Origin of the sequence: Microbacterium sp. NPDC056736 (assembly GCF_042790415.1) — a bacterium.
Lineage (GTDB): Bacteria > Actinomycetota > Actinomycetes > Actinomycetales > Microbacteriaceae > Microbacterium.
On the sequence record NZ_JBHTZE010000004.1, the window covers coordinates 238,422 to 253,396 of the forward strand.

General features: G+C 70.2%; 14 protein-coding genes. 7 read left to right on the forward strand and 7 right to left on the reverse strand.

What is annotated here, in order from left to right; genetic code table 11:
- Nucleotides 1-30 precede the first annotated feature (30 nt).
- Genes rfbD through rfbA form a run of 3 tightly spaced genes read right to left on the reverse strand, consistent with a single transcriptional unit; the run spans nucleotide 31 to nucleotide 3,325 of the window.
- Nucleotides 31-1,452 (reverse strand): dTDP-4-dehydrorhamnose reductase, encoded by a 1,422-nt coding sequence (gene rfbD / locus ACFRAL_RS10515; protein WP_378882515.1) that lies wholly within the window; start codon nucleotides 1,450-1,452, stop codon nucleotides 31-33.
- Nucleotides 1,453-1,457: 5 nt separating this feature from the next.
- Nucleotides 1,458-2,456 (reverse strand): dTDP-glucose 4,6-dehydratase, encoded by a 999-nt coding sequence (gene rfbB / locus ACFRAL_RS10520; RefSeq protein ID WP_378882518.1) that lies wholly within the window; start codon nucleotides 2,454-2,456, stop codon nucleotides 1,458-1,460.
- A complete protein-coding gene (rfbA, locus tag ACFRAL_RS10525) occupies nucleotides 2,456-3,325 on the reverse strand; it encodes a glucose-1-phosphate thymidylyltransferase RfbA (RefSeq protein WP_336398463.1) in 870 nt (289 codons plus the stop codon). Before rfbA ends, rfbB begins: the two co-directional genes overlap by 1 nt.
- 132 nt (nucleotides 3,326-3,457) lie before the next feature.
- Between rfbA and ACFRAL_RS10530 the strand changes: the two genes are divergently transcribed.
- From ACFRAL_RS10530 to ACFRAL_RS10545, 4 genes are read left to right on the forward strand one after another with little or no spacing between them, the layout of a single operon-like run.
- On the forward strand, nucleotides 3,458-5,407 hold the full coding sequence (locus ACFRAL_RS10530; protein WP_378882521.1) for a DUF6541 family protein: 1,950 nt from the start codon (nucleotides 3,458-3,460) through the stop codon (nucleotides 5,405-5,407).
- Nucleotides 5,408-5,447: 40 nt separating this feature from the next.
- Nucleotides 5,448-6,179 (forward strand): glycosyltransferase family 2 protein, encoded by a 732-nt coding sequence (locus ACFRAL_RS10535; protein WP_336398465.1) that lies wholly within the window; start codon nucleotides 5,448-5,450, stop codon nucleotides 6,177-6,179.
- A complete protein-coding gene (locus tag ACFRAL_RS10540) occupies nucleotides 6,176-6,568 on the forward strand; it encodes a DUF2304 domain-containing protein (protein ID WP_336398466.1) in 393 nt (130 codons plus the stop codon). The genes ACFRAL_RS10535 and ACFRAL_RS10540 overlap by 4 nt, the downstream gene beginning before the upstream one ends.
- Nucleotides 6,555-7,814 (forward strand): hypothetical protein, encoded by a 1,260-nt coding sequence (locus ACFRAL_RS10545; RefSeq protein WP_336398467.1) that lies wholly within the window; start codon nucleotides 6,555-6,557, stop codon nucleotides 7,812-7,814. The genes ACFRAL_RS10540 and ACFRAL_RS10545 overlap by 14 nt, the downstream gene beginning before the upstream one ends.
- Here ACFRAL_RS10545 and ACFRAL_RS10550 read toward each other — a convergent pair.
- From ACFRAL_RS10550 to ACFRAL_RS10565, 4 genes are read right to left on the reverse strand one after another with little or no spacing between them, the layout of a single operon-like run.
- Nucleotides 7,804-8,904, reverse strand: a complete 1,101-nt coding sequence (locus ACFRAL_RS10550) for a glycosyltransferase family 1 protein (protein WP_336398468.1) — start codon at nucleotides 8,902-8,904, stop codon at nucleotides 7,804-7,806. The genes ACFRAL_RS10545 and ACFRAL_RS10550 overlap by 11 nt on opposite strands.
- Before the next feature lie 25 nt (nucleotides 8,905-8,929).
- Nucleotides 8,930-10,033, reverse strand: coding sequence for an acyltransferase family protein (locus tag ACFRAL_RS10555; RefSeq protein ID WP_378882526.1), 1,104 nt, complete (start codon nucleotides 10,031-10,033; stop codon nucleotides 8,930-8,932).
- Nucleotides 10,030-11,166, reverse strand: coding sequence for an NAD-dependent epimerase/dehydratase family protein (locus ACFRAL_RS10560; RefSeq protein ID WP_336398470.1), 1,137 nt, complete (start codon nucleotides 11,164-11,166; stop codon nucleotides 10,030-10,032). The genes ACFRAL_RS10555 and ACFRAL_RS10560 overlap by 4 nt, the downstream gene beginning before the upstream one ends.
- 50 nt (nucleotides 11,167-11,216) lie before the next feature.
- Complete coding sequence (locus ACFRAL_RS10565; protein ID WP_336398471.1) at nucleotides 11,217-12,107, reverse strand: glycosyltransferase; 891 nt, start codon at nucleotides 12,105-12,107, stop codon at nucleotides 11,217-11,219.
- Nucleotides 12,108-12,260: 153 nt separating this feature from the next.
- Between ACFRAL_RS10565 and glf the strand changes: the two genes are divergently transcribed.
- Genes glf through ACFRAL_RS10580 form a run of 3 tightly spaced genes read left to right on the forward strand, consistent with a single transcriptional unit; the run spans nucleotide 12,261 to nucleotide 14,964 of the window.
- Nucleotides 12,261-13,397: a UDP-galactopyranose mutase gene (gene glf / locus ACFRAL_RS10570; RefSeq protein WP_378882530.1), complete on the forward strand. Its 1,137-nt coding sequence runs from the start codon at nucleotides 12,261-12,263 to the stop codon at nucleotides 13,395-13,397.
- A 23-nt stretch (nucleotides 13,398-13,420) separates the two neighbouring features.
- Entirely contained in the window at nucleotides 13,421-14,218 is a 798-nt protein-coding gene (locus ACFRAL_RS10575; RefSeq protein WP_336398473.1) for an ABC transporter permease, read from the forward strand.
- Nucleotides 14,218-14,964 carry an ABC transporter ATP-binding protein gene (locus ACFRAL_RS10580; RefSeq protein ID WP_336398474.1) on the forward strand — a complete coding sequence of 249 codons (747 nt, stop codon included), beginning with the start codon at nucleotides 14,218-14,220 and terminating at the stop codon, nucleotides 14,962-14,964. Before ACFRAL_RS10575 ends, ACFRAL_RS10580 begins: the two co-directional genes overlap by 1 nt.
- Nucleotides 14,965-14,975 lie beyond the last annotated feature (11 nt).

A 14,975-nucleotide genomic window follows, 5' to 3' on the forward strand; every position in this document is an offset into this window, starting at 1 on the left:
CGCGACGGCCACCCGGTCGCGGGGGTCGGCTCAGCCGCCCTCGCCCGTGAGATAGCGGCGCAGCGCGTCCTTCCAGTCCGGCGCCCGGAATCCGGTCGCCTCGATCTTGGCGAGGTCGAGCGCGCTGTTGCGCGGCCGCGGAGCGACCGGTGTCGTCGCGGCGGAGAAGTACTCGTCCGTCGAGACGGCCGTGATGCGGGCCGGGTCGTGGCCGGTGAGCTCGAACACCGTCCGTGCGACGTCGGCCCACGACGCCGGGTCGCCCGCGCCGGTGAGGTTGTACGTGCCCGACGGCGCCGCGGTCGACAGGAGATGACGGATGCCGCGAGCGATGTCGTCTGCGAACGTGAGGCGCCCGATCTGGTCGCCCACCACGGACGGGTCCACGCCCCGCTCCGCGAGCGACTGCATCGTGCGGACGAAGTTCCTGCCGTCCCCGATCACCCAGGAGGTGCGAAGGATGTAGTGGCGCGGCACGGTGGACACCACGGCGTCGCCGGCGGCCTTCGTCTGCCCGTACACCCCCAGCGGCGACACCGGATCATCCTCGCGGTAGGGGCGGGACAGCGTGCCGTCGAAGACGTAGTCGCTCGAGACGTGGACCAGCGTCACGCCGTGCGCCGCGGCCACCGCCGCGAGCCGCGAGACGCCCGTGACGTTGGTCAGCCACGCATCGGTGCGTCCGTCCGCCGTCTCGGCGAGGTCGACGGCGGTGTAGGCGGCGGCGTTGACGACGGCTGCGTAGTCGCGCCAGCGCCGGGCCTCCGCGAGGTCCGGCGAGCCCAGGTCCACGTCGTCGCGCGCGGCGAACTCGACGTGCGCCGCGCCGGCGAACTCCGCCCGGAGCGCGCGTCCGAGCTGTCCGTTCGCGCCGACGACGAGGATCTTGCGCGGGGTCATCGGCGTCACGTCCGCCAGGCGGGGGTGAGCCCTGTCCTTCGCGGAGACCTCGACCTGGTCGAGCGGGATCGGCCACGCGATGGCGGCGGACTCGTCGGCGAGGTTGAGGAAGGTGTACGGCGCCTCGGACGACCAGTGATCGTTGACGAGATAGGTGTACGCGGTGTCGGGCTCGAGCGTCTGGTAGGAATTGCCGACGCCGCGGGGCACGAAGATCGCGCGGGACGGGTCGAGCTCGGTGGTGTAGACCGCCCCGAAGGTCGGGCCCTCACGCAGATCGACCCACGCGCCGAAGATCCGTCCGGTCGCGACCGAGACCCACTTGTCCCACGGTTCGGCGTGGATCCCTCGCGTGGTCCCGACCGCGTCGTTGAACGAGATGTTGTTCTGCACCGGTCCGAAGTCCGGAAGTCCGGCGCGGGTCATCTTCTCGCGCTGCCAGTTCTCCTTGAACCAGCCGCGGCTGTCACCGTGGACGGGGAGGTCCCACACGACCAGCCCGGGAATGGGAGTGGTGGTGATGCCCAGTTCCTTGCCGAACTCGATCGCCACGCGTCTCACTGCCCCTTCGATGCGTAGAAGGCTTCGACGCCGTCCTTGGCCGGCGCCCACCAGTCCTCGTTCTCGCGGTACCAGTCGATGGTGGCGCGCAGGCCGGCCTCGAAGTCGCGGTATCGCGGCTGCCAGCCGAGCTCGGTGCGCAGCTTGGTGGAGTCGATGGCGTAGCGCAGATCGTGTCCGGCGCGGTCGGTGACGTGGTCGTAGGCGTCGGCGGGCTGTCCCATCTCGGTGAGGATGAGCTCGACGACGGTCTTGTTGTCCTTCTCGCCGTCGGCGCCGATGAGGTAGGTCTCGCCGATGACACCCTTGTCGAGGATGGTGAGCACGGCGGAGGAGTGATCGTCGGCGTGGATCCAGTCGCGCACGTTCTCGCCCTTGCCGTACAGCTTCGGGCGGATGCCGCGCAGGACGTTGGTGATCTGGCGGGGGATGAACTTCTCCACGTGCTGGTAGGGGCCGTAGTTGTTGGAGCAGTTCGAGATGGTGGCCTGCACGCCGAACGAGCGCACCCAGGCGCGCACCAGCAGGTCCGATCCGGCCTTGGTCGACGAGTACGGCGACGAGGGGTTGTAGGGGGTGGACTCCGAGAAGCGGGCCGGGTCGTCCAGCTCCAGGTCGCCGTAGACCTCGTCGGTGGAGATGTGGTGGAACCGGGTGCCGTGGCGGCGGGCGGCTTCGAGCAGCGTGTACGTGCCGATGATGTTGGTGTCCAGGAACGGGCGCGGGTCGTGCAGCGAGTTGTCGTTGTGCGACTCGGCGGCGTAGTGCACGACCGCGTCCGCCCGGCTCATCAGGCCGTCGACCAGCTCCGCGTCGGCGATGTCGCCGCGGACGAAGGCGAAGCGGTCCTCGGGCAGGCCCGCCAGGGAGGCGAGGTTGCCGGCGTAGGTGAGCTTGTCGAGCACCGTGACCTGGTGATCGGTGTGCTCGATGACGTGGTGGACGAAGTTGGACCCGATGAAGCCTGCGCCTCCGGTGACGAGCAGGTGGGCCATCAGCGTCCTCTCTCCAGCAGCTCCAGCAGGTACGTGCCGTACCCGGACTTCACCAGCGTCTGCGCCCGGGCGCGCAGCTCGTCGTCCGTCAGGAAGCCCTGCCGCCACGCGACCTCCTCCGGCACGCCGATGCGCATGCCGGTGCGCCGCTCGATCGTGCGGACGTAGTCGGCGGCGTCCGTCATCTGATCGAACGTCCCGGTGTCCAGCCACGCGGTGCCGCGCGGCAGCACCTCCACGTGCAGCGACCCGCGCTCCAGGTACGCCCGGTTGATGTCGGTGATCTCGTACTCGCCGCGCGCGCTGGGCTGCAGCTCGCGGGCGATGCCGACCACGTCGTTGTCGTAGAAGTACAGCCCCGGCACGGCGTAGTTGCTCTTGGGCGCCCTCGGCTTCTCCTCCAGCGAGACCGCCCTGCCGTCGCCGGCGAACTCGACCACGCCGTACGCGCTGGGCTCGGCCACCCAGTACGCGAACACCGCGCCGCCCTCGACGTCGGTGTACCGCTTCAGCTGCGTGCCCAGACCCGGCCCGTAGAGCAGGTTGTCGCCGAGGACCAGGGCGACCTTGTCGTCGCCGATGAAGTCCGCACCGATCGTGAACGCCTGCGCCAGCCCGTCCGGCGACGGCTGCTGCGCGAACGTCAGGCTCACCCCGAACTGCGACCCGTCGCCCAGCAGACGCTCGAAGAACGCCGCATCGTGCGGCGTCGTGATCACCAGGATGTCGCGGATGCCGGCGAGCATCAGCGTGGACAGCGGGTAGTAGACCATGGGCTTGTCGTAGACCGGGATCAGCTGCTTGGACACACCGAGTGTGATCGGATGCAGCCGCGTGCCCGAACCGCCCGCGAGGATGATGCCCTTCACCCGACAATCGTGTCACAGGTCGCGTCCGGGCCCCGAAGCGGCCTCTCAGCGATACGCCGGTAGGGTTCTAGCGGTGCGCCGGGCAGTCGCTCACGCCGACCACGACACGTGATTCTCCGAGAAAGGCCGATCGTGACGTTTCTCGACCTGGTTTGGCCGGTGTGCGTCGCCGTCGCGATCCTGTGGGGTCTCGGCGGAGCCCTGGCGGCCGCGGTGGGGCTGCGCGGACTCTGGGCGGTGGGAGCGGCTCCCGCGTTCGCGCTGACGATCATCGGCGGGACGGCGGTCGTCGCAGGATGGGTGGGCGTGCCGTGGTCGCTGCTCCCCGTCGCGGGCATGACGGCGCTCGTGGGCGGCGCCATTCTCCTGATCCGACGCCGGGTGGACGGTGGCATCGCGCTCGCGCGCCGGCCGCGCCGGCGGCCCGACTGGTGGCTCGTCGCCGCGCTGGCCGCCGCGGCCGTGATCACGATCGTCCGCGTCGCGCAGATCATCCAGGCACCGGACCACATCTCGCAGACGTTCGACAACATCTTCCACCTCAACGGTGTGCGGTTCATCCTCGACGAGGGGAACGCCTCCTCCCTCCGGCTCGGATACATGACGAGCCCCGATGGCTCGCTCCCGTTCTACCCGGCGGCATGGCACGCGCTGGTGTCGCTCACGGTCCAGCTCTCGGGCGCGTCGATCCCGGTGGCCGTCAACGCGGTCGTCATGGTGGTCGCCGCCGTCGTGTGGCCGGTCGCCGTGGTGCTGCTGGCCCGCGCCCTCTTCGGGCGGCATCCGGTGCTGACCGTCGGAGCGGCCCTCCTCGCCGTGTCCCTGCCCACGTTCCCGCTGCTGCCGATGGACTACGGCGTGCTGTATCCGTTCCAGCTCGGGCTGGCGGTGCTGCCGGTGGCGCTCGCGGCGACGCTGCGCGTGCTGTCGATCGTGCCGCAGCGGGATCCGGCGGGCCTGTGGTGGTGGCTCCTCATCCTCCTCGGTGCCATCCCCGGCATGGCACTCGGGCACCCTGGCGCCTTCGTCGCGTGGCTCGCGCTCACCGTGCCGATGGCCATCGTCTTCACCGTGGACCGGTGGCGGGTCTCGACCACGGTGAAGGGCAGGCTCCTCGTCGCGGCGGGGGTGATCGCGTATCTCGGGATCGGCGTCGTGCTCGTGCGCATCCTCCGGCCCCCGCTCGAGGCGCGGCTGTGGCCGACCCAGATGTCGGTGCCCGAGGCGGCATGGCAGGTGCTGTCGGCGTCGACCTGGTATCTCGCGCCGGCCTTCGTCGCCGCCGTCGCGATCCTCGCCGGAGCGGTGTGGGCGGTCATCGACCGCACGCGGCCGGCCATCGTGGCCCTGGGCATGTGGGTCGTCGGGGCGGTGCTGTTCATCACCGTCGCATCCCTTCCCTTCGGCGACCTGCGCGACCTGCTCACCGGAAGCTGGTACAACAACCTGCCGCGCCTCGCGGCCATCCTCGCGATCGCCTCGGTGCCGCTCGGGGCGTACGGCATCGTCCGCACGTGGGTCGCCGTCGCGGCGCTCCCGCCCCTGCGCCGCGCAGCCGGGTCCCTTCCGCGCGCCGCGCGCGTCACCGTCGCCGCCGTCCTCGCCGTGCTCCTGGGGCTGTCGATGCAGGGACTGGCCGTCCAGCGTGCCGTCGACTGGGCCAAACCGCTGTACCTGCTCTACCCGGGCTCGCCGCTGCTGACCTCCGACGAGTACGCGCTGCTGCAGCGCGTGCCGGAGCACGTCCCGGAGGGCGTCGCCATCGCGGGAAGCCCGTGGACGGGAGCCTCCCTGGCCTCCGCGATCTCCGGTCGGGATGTGCTCATGCCGCACACCCTGATGCAGATCTCCGACGAGCTCGAGACGATCAACGACGGACTGGACTCGGCCCGGCCCGGCGGCACCGTCTGCCGGGCCGTGGCCGACCTCGACGTCGGCTTCGTGCTGGACTTCGGCACGCAGGAGGTCCACCCCGGCACGCATCCCTTCCCGGGACTGGACGACCTCGCAGACTCGGACGCCGTGCGGCTCGTCGACAGCGAGGGCGACAAGCGCCTGTACGAGATCGTGGCATGCGGCTGATCCCGGGCGGGCACACGCCCTCGGATAGACTTCTGGGACTATGACGACCGCTTCCGATCCCGTGCTCGTCATCGTCCCGGCGTGGAACGAATCGAGCAACGTCGGCAACACCGTCAGGGAGATCCGCGCCGCCAGCGCCGACTACCACGTCGCCGTCGTCGACGACGGCTCGGCCGACGACACCGCGCATGTGGCGCGCGAGGCGGGAGCCACCGTGCTGGTGCTGCCGTTCAATCTCGGCGTCGGCGGGGCGATGCGCACGGGGTTCACGTACGCCCAGCGCATGGGCTATCGCCGCGTGATCCAGGTCGACGCCGATGGCCAGCACAACCCGGCCGACATCGAGCGCGTCCTCGCCGGGCTCGAGCGGGCCGACATCTCGATCGGCGCGCGGTTCAGCGACGTCGGCGACTACAAGGTGCGCGGACCCCGCAAGTGGGCGATGAAGTTCCTCGCATCGGTCGTCTCCCGCGTCGCGCACACGACGCTCACCGATGTCACGAGCGGCTTCCGCGCCGCCGGGCCCCGCGCGATCGGGCAGTACGTCCGCTACTACCCGGCCGAGTACCTCGGCGACACGCTGGACTCGCTCGTGGCCGCGTGCCACGCCGGCCTGGTGGTGACGCAGGTGCCGGTCGCGATGCGCCCGCGGCAGTTCGGCCGCCCCAGCCAGGGCGCGTGGGGGTCGACGGTGTACCTGCTGCGGTCCATGTTCGCGCTCGGGCTGGCGCTCATGCGCCGGTCGCGTCCTGCACCGGGGGTCGCGGCATGATCGTCCTGGCGGGAATCGTCCTGGCCGTCCTCATCCTCTTCCTGGTGATGTGGCTGCTGCTCACGCGGCGCATCCGCGAGAAGTACGCCGTGCTGTGGATCGTCGTGGCGCTGGCGGTGCTCATCCTCGGCCTCTTCCCGCAGCTGCTGCTGTGGCTCACCGCGGTGCTCGGGGTCCAGATCCCCGCGAACCTGCTGTTCGCGGCAGCGATCGTGCTGCTGCTCGGCGTGACGCTCCACCTGTCCTGGGAGCTCTCGCAGGCGGAGGACGAGAACCGGCGCACGGCCGAGGAGGTGGCGATCCTGCGCGCGCAGCTGGAGGATCTCGCCGCGCGCTGCGATGCGCTCGACGGCCGCCCCTCGTCGCCGGAGGCAGATGAGCGAGGCTGACCGGGCCGAGGGACGCGGTGCCCTCGGCTACGTCCTCGGCGCCACCGTCCTGGCCGGAGTCATCGGCTACGTGATCCAGGCCGTCGTGCCCGGCTTCACCGCCGCCGACGAGTACATCACGTTCAGCGTCTTCTGGTCGATCGTCTACCTCGTCGTCTCGGCCCTGTCCGGGGTGCAGCAGGAGGTGACCAGGGCTGCGCACGTCGCGGCGCCCGCCGGCGGCACCCGCACCCTGGTGGGGTTCGCGCTGCTGTACGCGTCGGGCGCCGCCGTGCTCATCGTCGCGCTCTCGCCCCTGTGGGCGTCCCAGGTCCTGCCGCCGGAGGCCCTGGCCGATGCGGGCGGCGCGGTGGTCCAGCTGGTCGCCGCACTCGCCGTCGCGGCGGTCGGCTACACGTTCGTCGCCGTGCTGAGCGGAGCCCTCTACGGGGTGCGCAACTGGCCAGGCGTCGCCGCCATGACCGTCTCCGACTCGGTGCTGCGCCTCATCGCGATCGCGGCGGCCCTGGCCCTCGGCGCCGGGGTCGCCGGACTGGGCTGGGCCGTCGCCGCACCGTTCCTCCTCGCCGCCGCCGGAGTCTGGCTGTTCACCGGGCGCGGCATCCGCGCCTCGCTCGCGCTCGACACCGGCATGCCCGGCCTGCTGCGCAACAGCGTGCGCACGGTCGGCGCGGCCGTCGCGACGGGCATCATGATCTCCGGCCTGCCCTTCCTGCTCGGGGTCACCTCGGACCGGACCCAGCCCGAGCTCCTGGCCTCCCTGATCCTCGTGATCACCCTCACTCGCGCGCCGCTGGTCATCCCGCTCCTTGCCCTCCAGAGCCTCCTCATCGTGACGTTCCGGGACGCGCCGGGCAGGGTGGCCGCGCGGGTCCGGCTCTGGGGTGCGGGCCTCCTCCTCGTGACGGCTGTGCTGTCCGCGCTCGCCGTGGTCGTGGGCCCCTGGGTGATCGCACTCCTCTACGGCGACCGCTACGCGCTCCCGGCGCCGGCGTACGCCGCGATCGTGGCCAGCGCCGGGCTCACCGCGCTCCTCTGCCTGACCGGCCCCGCCGTGCTCGCCGCGGGGGATCACGGGCGCTACCTGCTCGGCTGGGCCGCGGCATCCGCCTCCCTCATCGGGTTGCTGCTGCTGCCGCTGCCGGAACTCGAGCGCGTGCTGCTGGCGCTGTGCGCGAGTCCGGTCGTGGGCGTGCTGATCCACGCCACCGGACTCGTCCGCCGTCGCAACGGCGTCAGCGGGTGATGCCCAGCGCTGCGTCGAAGGACGCCCTCGTCTCGCGCGCGGTGCGCTGCCAGGTGAACTCCGCCGCTCTCGCCACGCCCGCGGCCGACATTCGCTGACGCAGGCCGGCGTCCGTGGTCACCGCGATCATGGCCTCGGCGAGGCTCCGGTCGTCGGCCGGCTCGAAGTAGCGCGCCGCATCGCCGGCCACGAACCGGTGCACGTCGATGTCGCTGAGCAGGACGGGGACTCCCGCGGCCATCGCCTCGAGGGAGGGGAGGGAGAAGCCCTCCGCCAGCGACGGGATGGCCAGCGCCGTCGCGGTCGAGTAGAGGCGGCGGACCTCGGCATCGTCCACCCAGCCCCGGAGATCGACCCACCTGGCCATACCGGTCTCGTCGACGTCGGCCTGCAGCGGGTCCTCGCCCCGGCCGCCGGTGATCACCACGCGCGGGCGCTCCGCCTCGGGGATGTGGGTGAGGGCGCGGATCAGGGAGCCCCAGTTCTTGTGGGGGCGGCGATTGCCCATCGCGAGGATCAAGGGTCCCTCCGTGCCCGCGAGCGACCGATCGACTCCTTCGGGCGTCGTGCCGGCGAGCGGCACCACATCCAGGCGCCCGCGCTCGACGCCCAGGTACTTGACGATCTCGTCGGCGGAGGTGGGACTGATGGTCACGATGCGCGTCGCGTTGCGCGCGGCGACCTTCTCCATCCACTTGACGGGCGCCGTGTAGAGCGGGGTGGACATGTACTCCGGATGGCTCCAGTAGAGCATGTCGTGCATCGTGACGACGGTGGGCATCGTCGTCTTGCGGGGCCCGAGCGTCGCGGGCGAGTGGACGAGATCGGCACGGACGCGGTCGGCGGCGCGGGCCACCTGCGTGAGCTCGCCCCACGCCCACTGGAACCGGTTCTCACCGCTGATGCCGGACTCGATGATGCGACCGGGGAACCAGGACCTGTCGAGGGCGGCGCCCTCACGGCTCAGGAACCCGACGTACTCGTACTCGTCGCCCAGGGCGCCCAGCGCGCGGTAGAGCTCACGCGTGTACGTCTCCATGCCCCCCTTCGTACCGGAGTAGGACAGGAGGTCGACGAGCACGCGGGGCACGGTCGTCCAGCCTACGTCACCGGGGTCACGTGCGCTGGATGTCGCCGGGGATGGTCTCGGGCGGGCGGAGGTGGTTGCCCGCCGGCCGCGCCCACAGCATCGCCCGGCGCTCGATGCCCACCCAGCTGGCCCACGCCAGGGCGAACGTCACGACGACGGTGATCGCGATGTACGCCGGCATGCCCAGGGCGGCGGCGCCCAGCAGGACGGTGAGCTGCTGGACCGGCCAGGCGTAGATGTAGAAGCCGTAGCTGACGTCGTTGCGCGCGATCCACCGGGGCTGCGGCACGACAGCCGACAGCCACAGCAGCCCGTATGCGAGGAAGGGGGCGGCGGCCTGGCCTCCCCACCGGGGCACCGCCGCGATCAGCACCACGGCGATGACGAGGGAGCCGATGCCGACGTAGCGGTTGATGCCGGCCCGCTCGACGAGGAAGTACACCAGCGCGCCGCCGAGGAAGAAGGGCGCGAGCTTGGCGAACAGCACGAAGCTCTCGTCGAGACCCCACCGCTGGGCCAGACCGATGCCGATCCAGACGGCCAGGCTGACGCCGAAGGCCGCACCCGCCACGAGAGGCGTGCGGCGGAACAGCGCCAGCCCGCCCAGCACCCACACCAGGATGTAGCAGAGGAACTCGTAGAAGAGCGTCCAGAGCGATCCGTTCCACGCGCCGGGGTAGGGCACCGACTCGAGCGTCGTGCCGATCGTGTAGTGGTCGATGTAGAGGGTGAGGTTGCCCCAGATGTACTCCAGGGGCGTCACCGGCGTGCTGAGGAAGCCGGCGAGCGTGCCGTGCTCGAGGAGGGCGGCCAGCGGCGCGAACACGAAGGCGATGACGACGAGGCACACCAGGAAGGCCGGGAAGATGCGGGCGATGCGGTGAAGAAGGTAGTCTCCCGGGCCGGTGCGCAGCCGGCTGCGGGTGATGAGGAAGCCCGAGAGGACGAAGAAGCCGGCCACGGCCCATCCGCCGAGGTTCTCGCCGTGGATCTGCGGGCCCACTCCCTGCCCGGCGATGTAGAAGGAGTGCGCGAAGAGGACGGTCGCGGCCAGCACCAGCCGGAAGAGGTTGAGGCTGTTGGAGCGATACGGGTAGGGGGTGCCCGTCAGGATCGCGCGCCGGATCACTTCAGGAGATTCCTCGCCGCCATCTCGTCGAGGGACCGCTGGTAGGCGTCCTCCTCGACCGGCTCGGTGAGGACCCACTCCACGAACCGCTTCACGCCGTCGCGGAACGTGACGGCGGGCTCGAAGCCGAGGACCTCCCGGAGGCGGGTGGTGTCGGCGACGTTGTGACGGATGTCGCCCAGACGGTAGTTGCCCGAGACGCGGGTCGGCACCTCGGTGCCGAAGGCGGCGAACAGCGCCGCGACGACCTCGTTCACGGTGGTGGCCACACCCGATCCGACGTTGAAGACGCCGCCGGCGGCCGCGGGCTCGGTGGCGGCGAGGAACGTGGCCTCCACGACGTCGTCGATGAAGACGAAGTCCCGGCTCTCGAGGCCGTCCTCGAAGATGTTGATCTCCTTGCCCTGACGGATCAGCGTCGAGAAGATCGAGAGGATTCCGGTGTAGGGGTTCTTCAGGGACTGCCCCGGCCCGTAGACGTTCTGGTAGCGCAGCGACACCGGCTCGATGCCGACCGTCGGCGCGACGGTGAGGATGAGCGACTCCTGCATCTGCTTCGTGATGCCGTAGACGCTGGACGGGTGCAGCTTGGACCCCTCGTCCGTGGGGATCAGCTCGAGGTCGCCTTCTCCGTCCATGTGCACGTCGAAGTCGCCGGCGGCCATCGCGGCGTCGTCGCGGTGGGAGGGATACACCGTCCGCCCGTCGGCGGTGCGGTACGCGCCCTCGCCGTAGATCGACCGCGACGACGCGATCACCAGCCGCCGGACGGAATGCTCCTCGTTGGCGAGGACGTCCAGGAGCTTGGCGGTGCCGCCGACGTTCGCCTCGACGTACCGGTCGATCTCGTACATCGACTGGCCGGTGCCGGTCTCGGCGGCCAGGTGGACGATGACGTCCGCCCCCGCGATCGCCTCGCGGAGCGCCTCGACGGACGTGACGGACCCGTGGATCACCGTCGCGATGCCGTCGAGGCTGCGCAGCAGCGGCGAGGTCGTCGCGGGGTCGGCGCCGTGCACCTGCGGGATGAGGGCGTCCAGCACCGTGACGGTGCTGCCGGCGGCGACGAGCCGCCGGGCGAGCCGACTGCCGATGAATCCCGCTCCGCCGGTGATGAGCACGTGGTTCGACATAGCGGGAGGACTCCTGATGAAGCGGTGGATCCCCCGGCGCGGGCGGCGGTTCAGGGGGTGAAGACGTGGGCGAGAGTCGATTCTATCCCGGCACGTGTCCCGTGCCTGATGACGCCGGGAAGCTCGGTGAGCGCATGAAGCCGGGACATGACCCGCAGGCCCGCGGTGGTCGAGGTGCGCCCCCAGCCCTTGGCCTTCGCCAGCTCGCGGGCCTGGCGGTAGTACGTCCGCTCGTCGCGGAACCGTCGTCCGTCCAGCAGGGTCTTCTGGGACGCGCTGCTGCCGTGGCGGCGATACGAGAAGGCGAGCTCCGGGTTGTACGCGAGGGTGCCGCCGTCGAAGGCGATGTCCATCAGCAGGGCGAGGTCCTGGATGATCGGCAGGCCGTCGCGGAAGTCGATCCGCCGCAGCGTCTCGGTGCGGAAGGTGAGCGACGGCCAGTACAGCCAGTCGCCGCGGATGAGGCTCGTCGCCATGCGCTCGGCCGTGAGCACGGCGATGCCCCGTCCGCCGTGCGGGGCGAGGATGCTCTGCTTGACCCGGTCGACCAGCGGCCGGACGACGCGTCCCGTCTCGTCGATCACCTGGACGCCGGGCTGGATCACGTCGGCGTGCGGCACCGCCCGGATGGTGCGGCCGATCACGCTCACGTAGTTCGGCAGGAGGAGGTCGTCGCAGCCCAGGATCGTCAGGTGCTCGCCCTGCGCGCGGCGGATGGCTTCGCGATAGTTCTCGGTGATCCCGAGATTGACCTCGTTGCGGACGTACGCGATCCGCGGATCCTCGATCGCGGCGAAGAAGCCGGGGACGGACTCGTCCGGGTAGCAGTCGTCGATGACGAGAAGGCGCCAGTCGGGGTCGTCCTGCGCCTGGACGGAGCGGACGGTGTCGTAGAGCAGCGCGGGGTCGCCCCAGAACGGAATGACGATGTCGAGTGTCATGGCACCCCGAGCCTACGAGATCCCCCGTCGCCTCGCCGCACGCCGCCGGGGCTCACCCGTCCCGGACAGGCGCATCGAGTAGGATCGGACTCCGCGGCGGCTGGGCCCGCCGCGTCGCCGTGTCCCGGCATCCCCCTCACGAAAGCACAGCGCATGGATCTCCTCGTCGTCGGCTCCGGATTCTTCGGCCTCACGATCGCAGAACGGGCCGCGGCGGCTGGTCGCAAGGTCACCGTCATCGATCGCCGCCATCACATCGGCGGGAACGCGTACAGCGAGGACGAGCCGACGACCGGGATCGAGGTGCATCGCTACGGCGCGCACCTGTTCCACACGTCCAACCCGGGAGTGTGGGAGTACGTCAACCGCTTCACGACCTTCACGGACTACGTGCACCGCGTCTACACGAACCACAAGGGCGTCGTGTACCCGCTGCCGATCAACCTCGGCACCATCAACCAGTTCTTCCAGGCGGCGTACTCGCCGGAAGAGGCGCGTGCGCTCGTGCACGAGCTCGCCGACGAGTTCGACGCGAAGGACGCAGCCAACCTCGAGGAGAAGGGGATCGCGCTCATCGGCCGCCCCCTGTACGAGGCCTTCATCCGCGACTACACCGCCAAGCAGTGGCAGACGGATCCCAAGGAGCTGCCCGCCGAGGTGATCAGCCGCCTTCCCGTGCGCTACAACTACGACAACCGCTACTTCAACGACACGTGGGAGGGCCTTCCCACCGACGGGTACACCGCGTGGCTGGAGCGCATGGCCGACCACCGGGGCATCGAGGTGAAGCTCGACACCGACTTCTTCGACGAGTCGCAGCCCCTCAACAAGAAGGCGACGGTCGGGCAGGTTCCCATCGTCTACACGGGCCCGGTCGATCGGTACTTCGACTACGCGGAGGGCGCACTGTCCTGGCGCACGATCGACCTCGAGCAGGAGGTTCTCGAGGTCGGCGACTTCCAGGGCACGTCGGTCATGAACTACGCGGATGCCGACGTCCCGTACACCCGCATCCACGAGTTCCGGCACTTCCACCCGGAGCGCGCCGACCGCTACCCCGCCGACCGAACCGTCATCATGCGGGAGTTCTCGCGGTTCGCGTCGCGCGAGGACGAGCCGTACTACCCGGTGAACACGCCGGAGGACCGCGCAGGACTGCTGGCGTACCGGGAGCTCGCGAAGGGTGAGAAGGACGTGCTCTTCGGCGGCCGCCTGGGCACGTATCAGTACCTGGACATGCACATGGCCATCGGCGCGGCGCTGTCGATGTGGAGCAATCAGCTCGCGTGAGCGGGCCCGCATAGACTCGACCCGTGACCACTGCCGCCGTCGGCGCCCCCGGATCCGCCCGGCGCTACGTCCACTCACTGTGGCTGCTGTCGGCGCGCGACCTCAAGGTCCGCTACGCCACGAGCGCGCTCGGGTATCTCTGGTCGATCCTGGACCCGCTCGTGATGAGCGCGATCTACTGGTTCGTCTTCACGCAGATCTTCGATCGCACGGTCGGCCATGAGCCCTACATCGTCTTCCTGATCACCGCGCTCCTGCCGTGGGTGTGGTTCAACTCCGCGGTGTCGGACTTCACGCGGGCGTTCAACAAGGACGCCCGGCTGGTGCGATCCACCGCGATCCCGCGCTCCATCTGGGTGAACCGCATCGTGCTGTCGAAGGCGATCGAGTTCCTCTGCTCGCTGCCGGTCCTCGCGCTCTTCATCGTCGTGGCAGGGCCGGGCGTGCAGTTCAACTGGGGCCTGCTGCTCTTCCCCGTCGCCGTCCTGCTGCAGACGATCCTGCTGATCGGTCTCGGCCTGCTCGTCGCGCCGCTGTGCGTGCTGTGGAGCGACCTGGAGCGCACGACCAAGCTGATCCTGCGTGCGCTGTTCTATGCGTCGCCGGTCATCTACGGGGTGTCCGACCTGCCGGGCGTGTTCGAGACGCTCGCCGCGTTCAACCCCCTCGCCGGCATCTTCGCGCTCTACCGGGTGGGGTTCTTCCCCGGGGAGTGGGATCCCTGGGTGGTGTCGATCGGCGCCGTCATGTCGGTGCTGTTCTTCGTCCTGGGCGTTCTGGTGTTCCGCCGCCTGGAGCGTCCCGTCCTGAAGGAGCTGTGATGACGTCGTCGGGCCTGGCGATCGAGGTCGAGGGCCTCGGGGTGCGTTTCCGCCGGAACCGTCGTGGCCGCCGCAACATCAAGGACCTGTTCTCCGACTCCACGCGGCGCTCGAAGCCGGGGGAGTTCTGGGCGCTGCGCGACGTCGGCTTCGACGTGCGCCCGGGGGAGTCCATCGGCGTGGTGGGGCGGAACGGGCAGGGCAAGTCGACGCTGCTCAAGCTCGTGGCGGGGGTGCTGCTCCCCGACGAGGGGACCGTCTCGGTCAACGGCGGCGTCGCACCGCTCATCGAGATCACGGGAGGCTTCGTCGGCGACCTGACGGTGCGCGAGAACGTGCGCCTGACGTCGGGGCTCCACGGGATGTCGAAGGCCGAGGTCACGCGTCGCTTCGACGGCATCATCGCTTTCGCCGAGCTCGAGGATTTCATCGACACGCCCTACAAGCACCTCAGCAACGGGATGAAGGTGCGCCTGGCGTTCTCCGTCGTCTCACAGCTGGAGGAGCCGATCCTCCTCGTCGACGAGGTGCTGGCGGTCGGCGACAAGGCGTTCCGCGAGAAGTGCTACGCCCGCATCGACGAGCTGCTCGCCGACGGCCGGACGCTGTTCTTCGTGTCGCACAGCGAGCGCGACCTGCGGCGGTTCTGCACCCGCGGGCTGTACCTCGACAAGCACCGGCTCGCACTGGATGCCCCGATCGACGAAGTCCTCGACCGCTACAACGCCGACTACCCGACCGGCTGAGCGCGGTCGCA

Excerpts from the sequence above, each read along its gene's own strand:
- rfbB (WP_378882518.1), bottom strand. The coding sequence starts at position 2,456 with ATGGCCCACCTGCTCGTCACCGGAGGCGCAGGCTTCATCGGGTCCAAC.
- ACFRAL_RS10535 (WP_336398465.1), top strand. The coding sequence starts at position 5,448 with ATGACGACCGCTTCCGATCCCGTGCTCGTCATCGTCCCGGCGTGGAAC.
- ACFRAL_RS10540 (WP_336398466.1), top strand. The coding sequence starts at position 6,176 with ATGATCGTCCTGGCGGGAATCGTCCTGGCCGTCCTCATCCTCTTCCTG.
- ACFRAL_RS10545 (WP_336398467.1), top strand. The coding sequence starts at position 6,555 with ATGAGCGAGGCTGACCGGGCCGAGGGACGCGGTGCCCTCGGCTACGTC.
- ACFRAL_RS10560 (WP_336398470.1), bottom strand. The coding sequence starts at position 11,166 with ATGTCGAACCACGTGCTCATCACCGGCGGAGCGGGATTCATCGGCAGT.
- ACFRAL_RS10565 (WP_336398471.1), bottom strand. The coding sequence starts at position 12,107 with ATGACACTCGACATCGTCATTCCGTTCTGGGGCGACCCCGCGCTGCTC.
- glf (WP_378882530.1), top strand. The coding sequence starts at position 12,261 with ATGGATCTCCTCGTCGTCGGCTCCGGATTCTTCGGCCTCACGATCGCA.
- ACFRAL_RS10580 (WP_336398474.1), top strand. The coding sequence starts at position 14,218 with ATGACGTCGTCGGGCCTGGCGATCGAGGTCGAGGGCCTCGGGGTGCGT.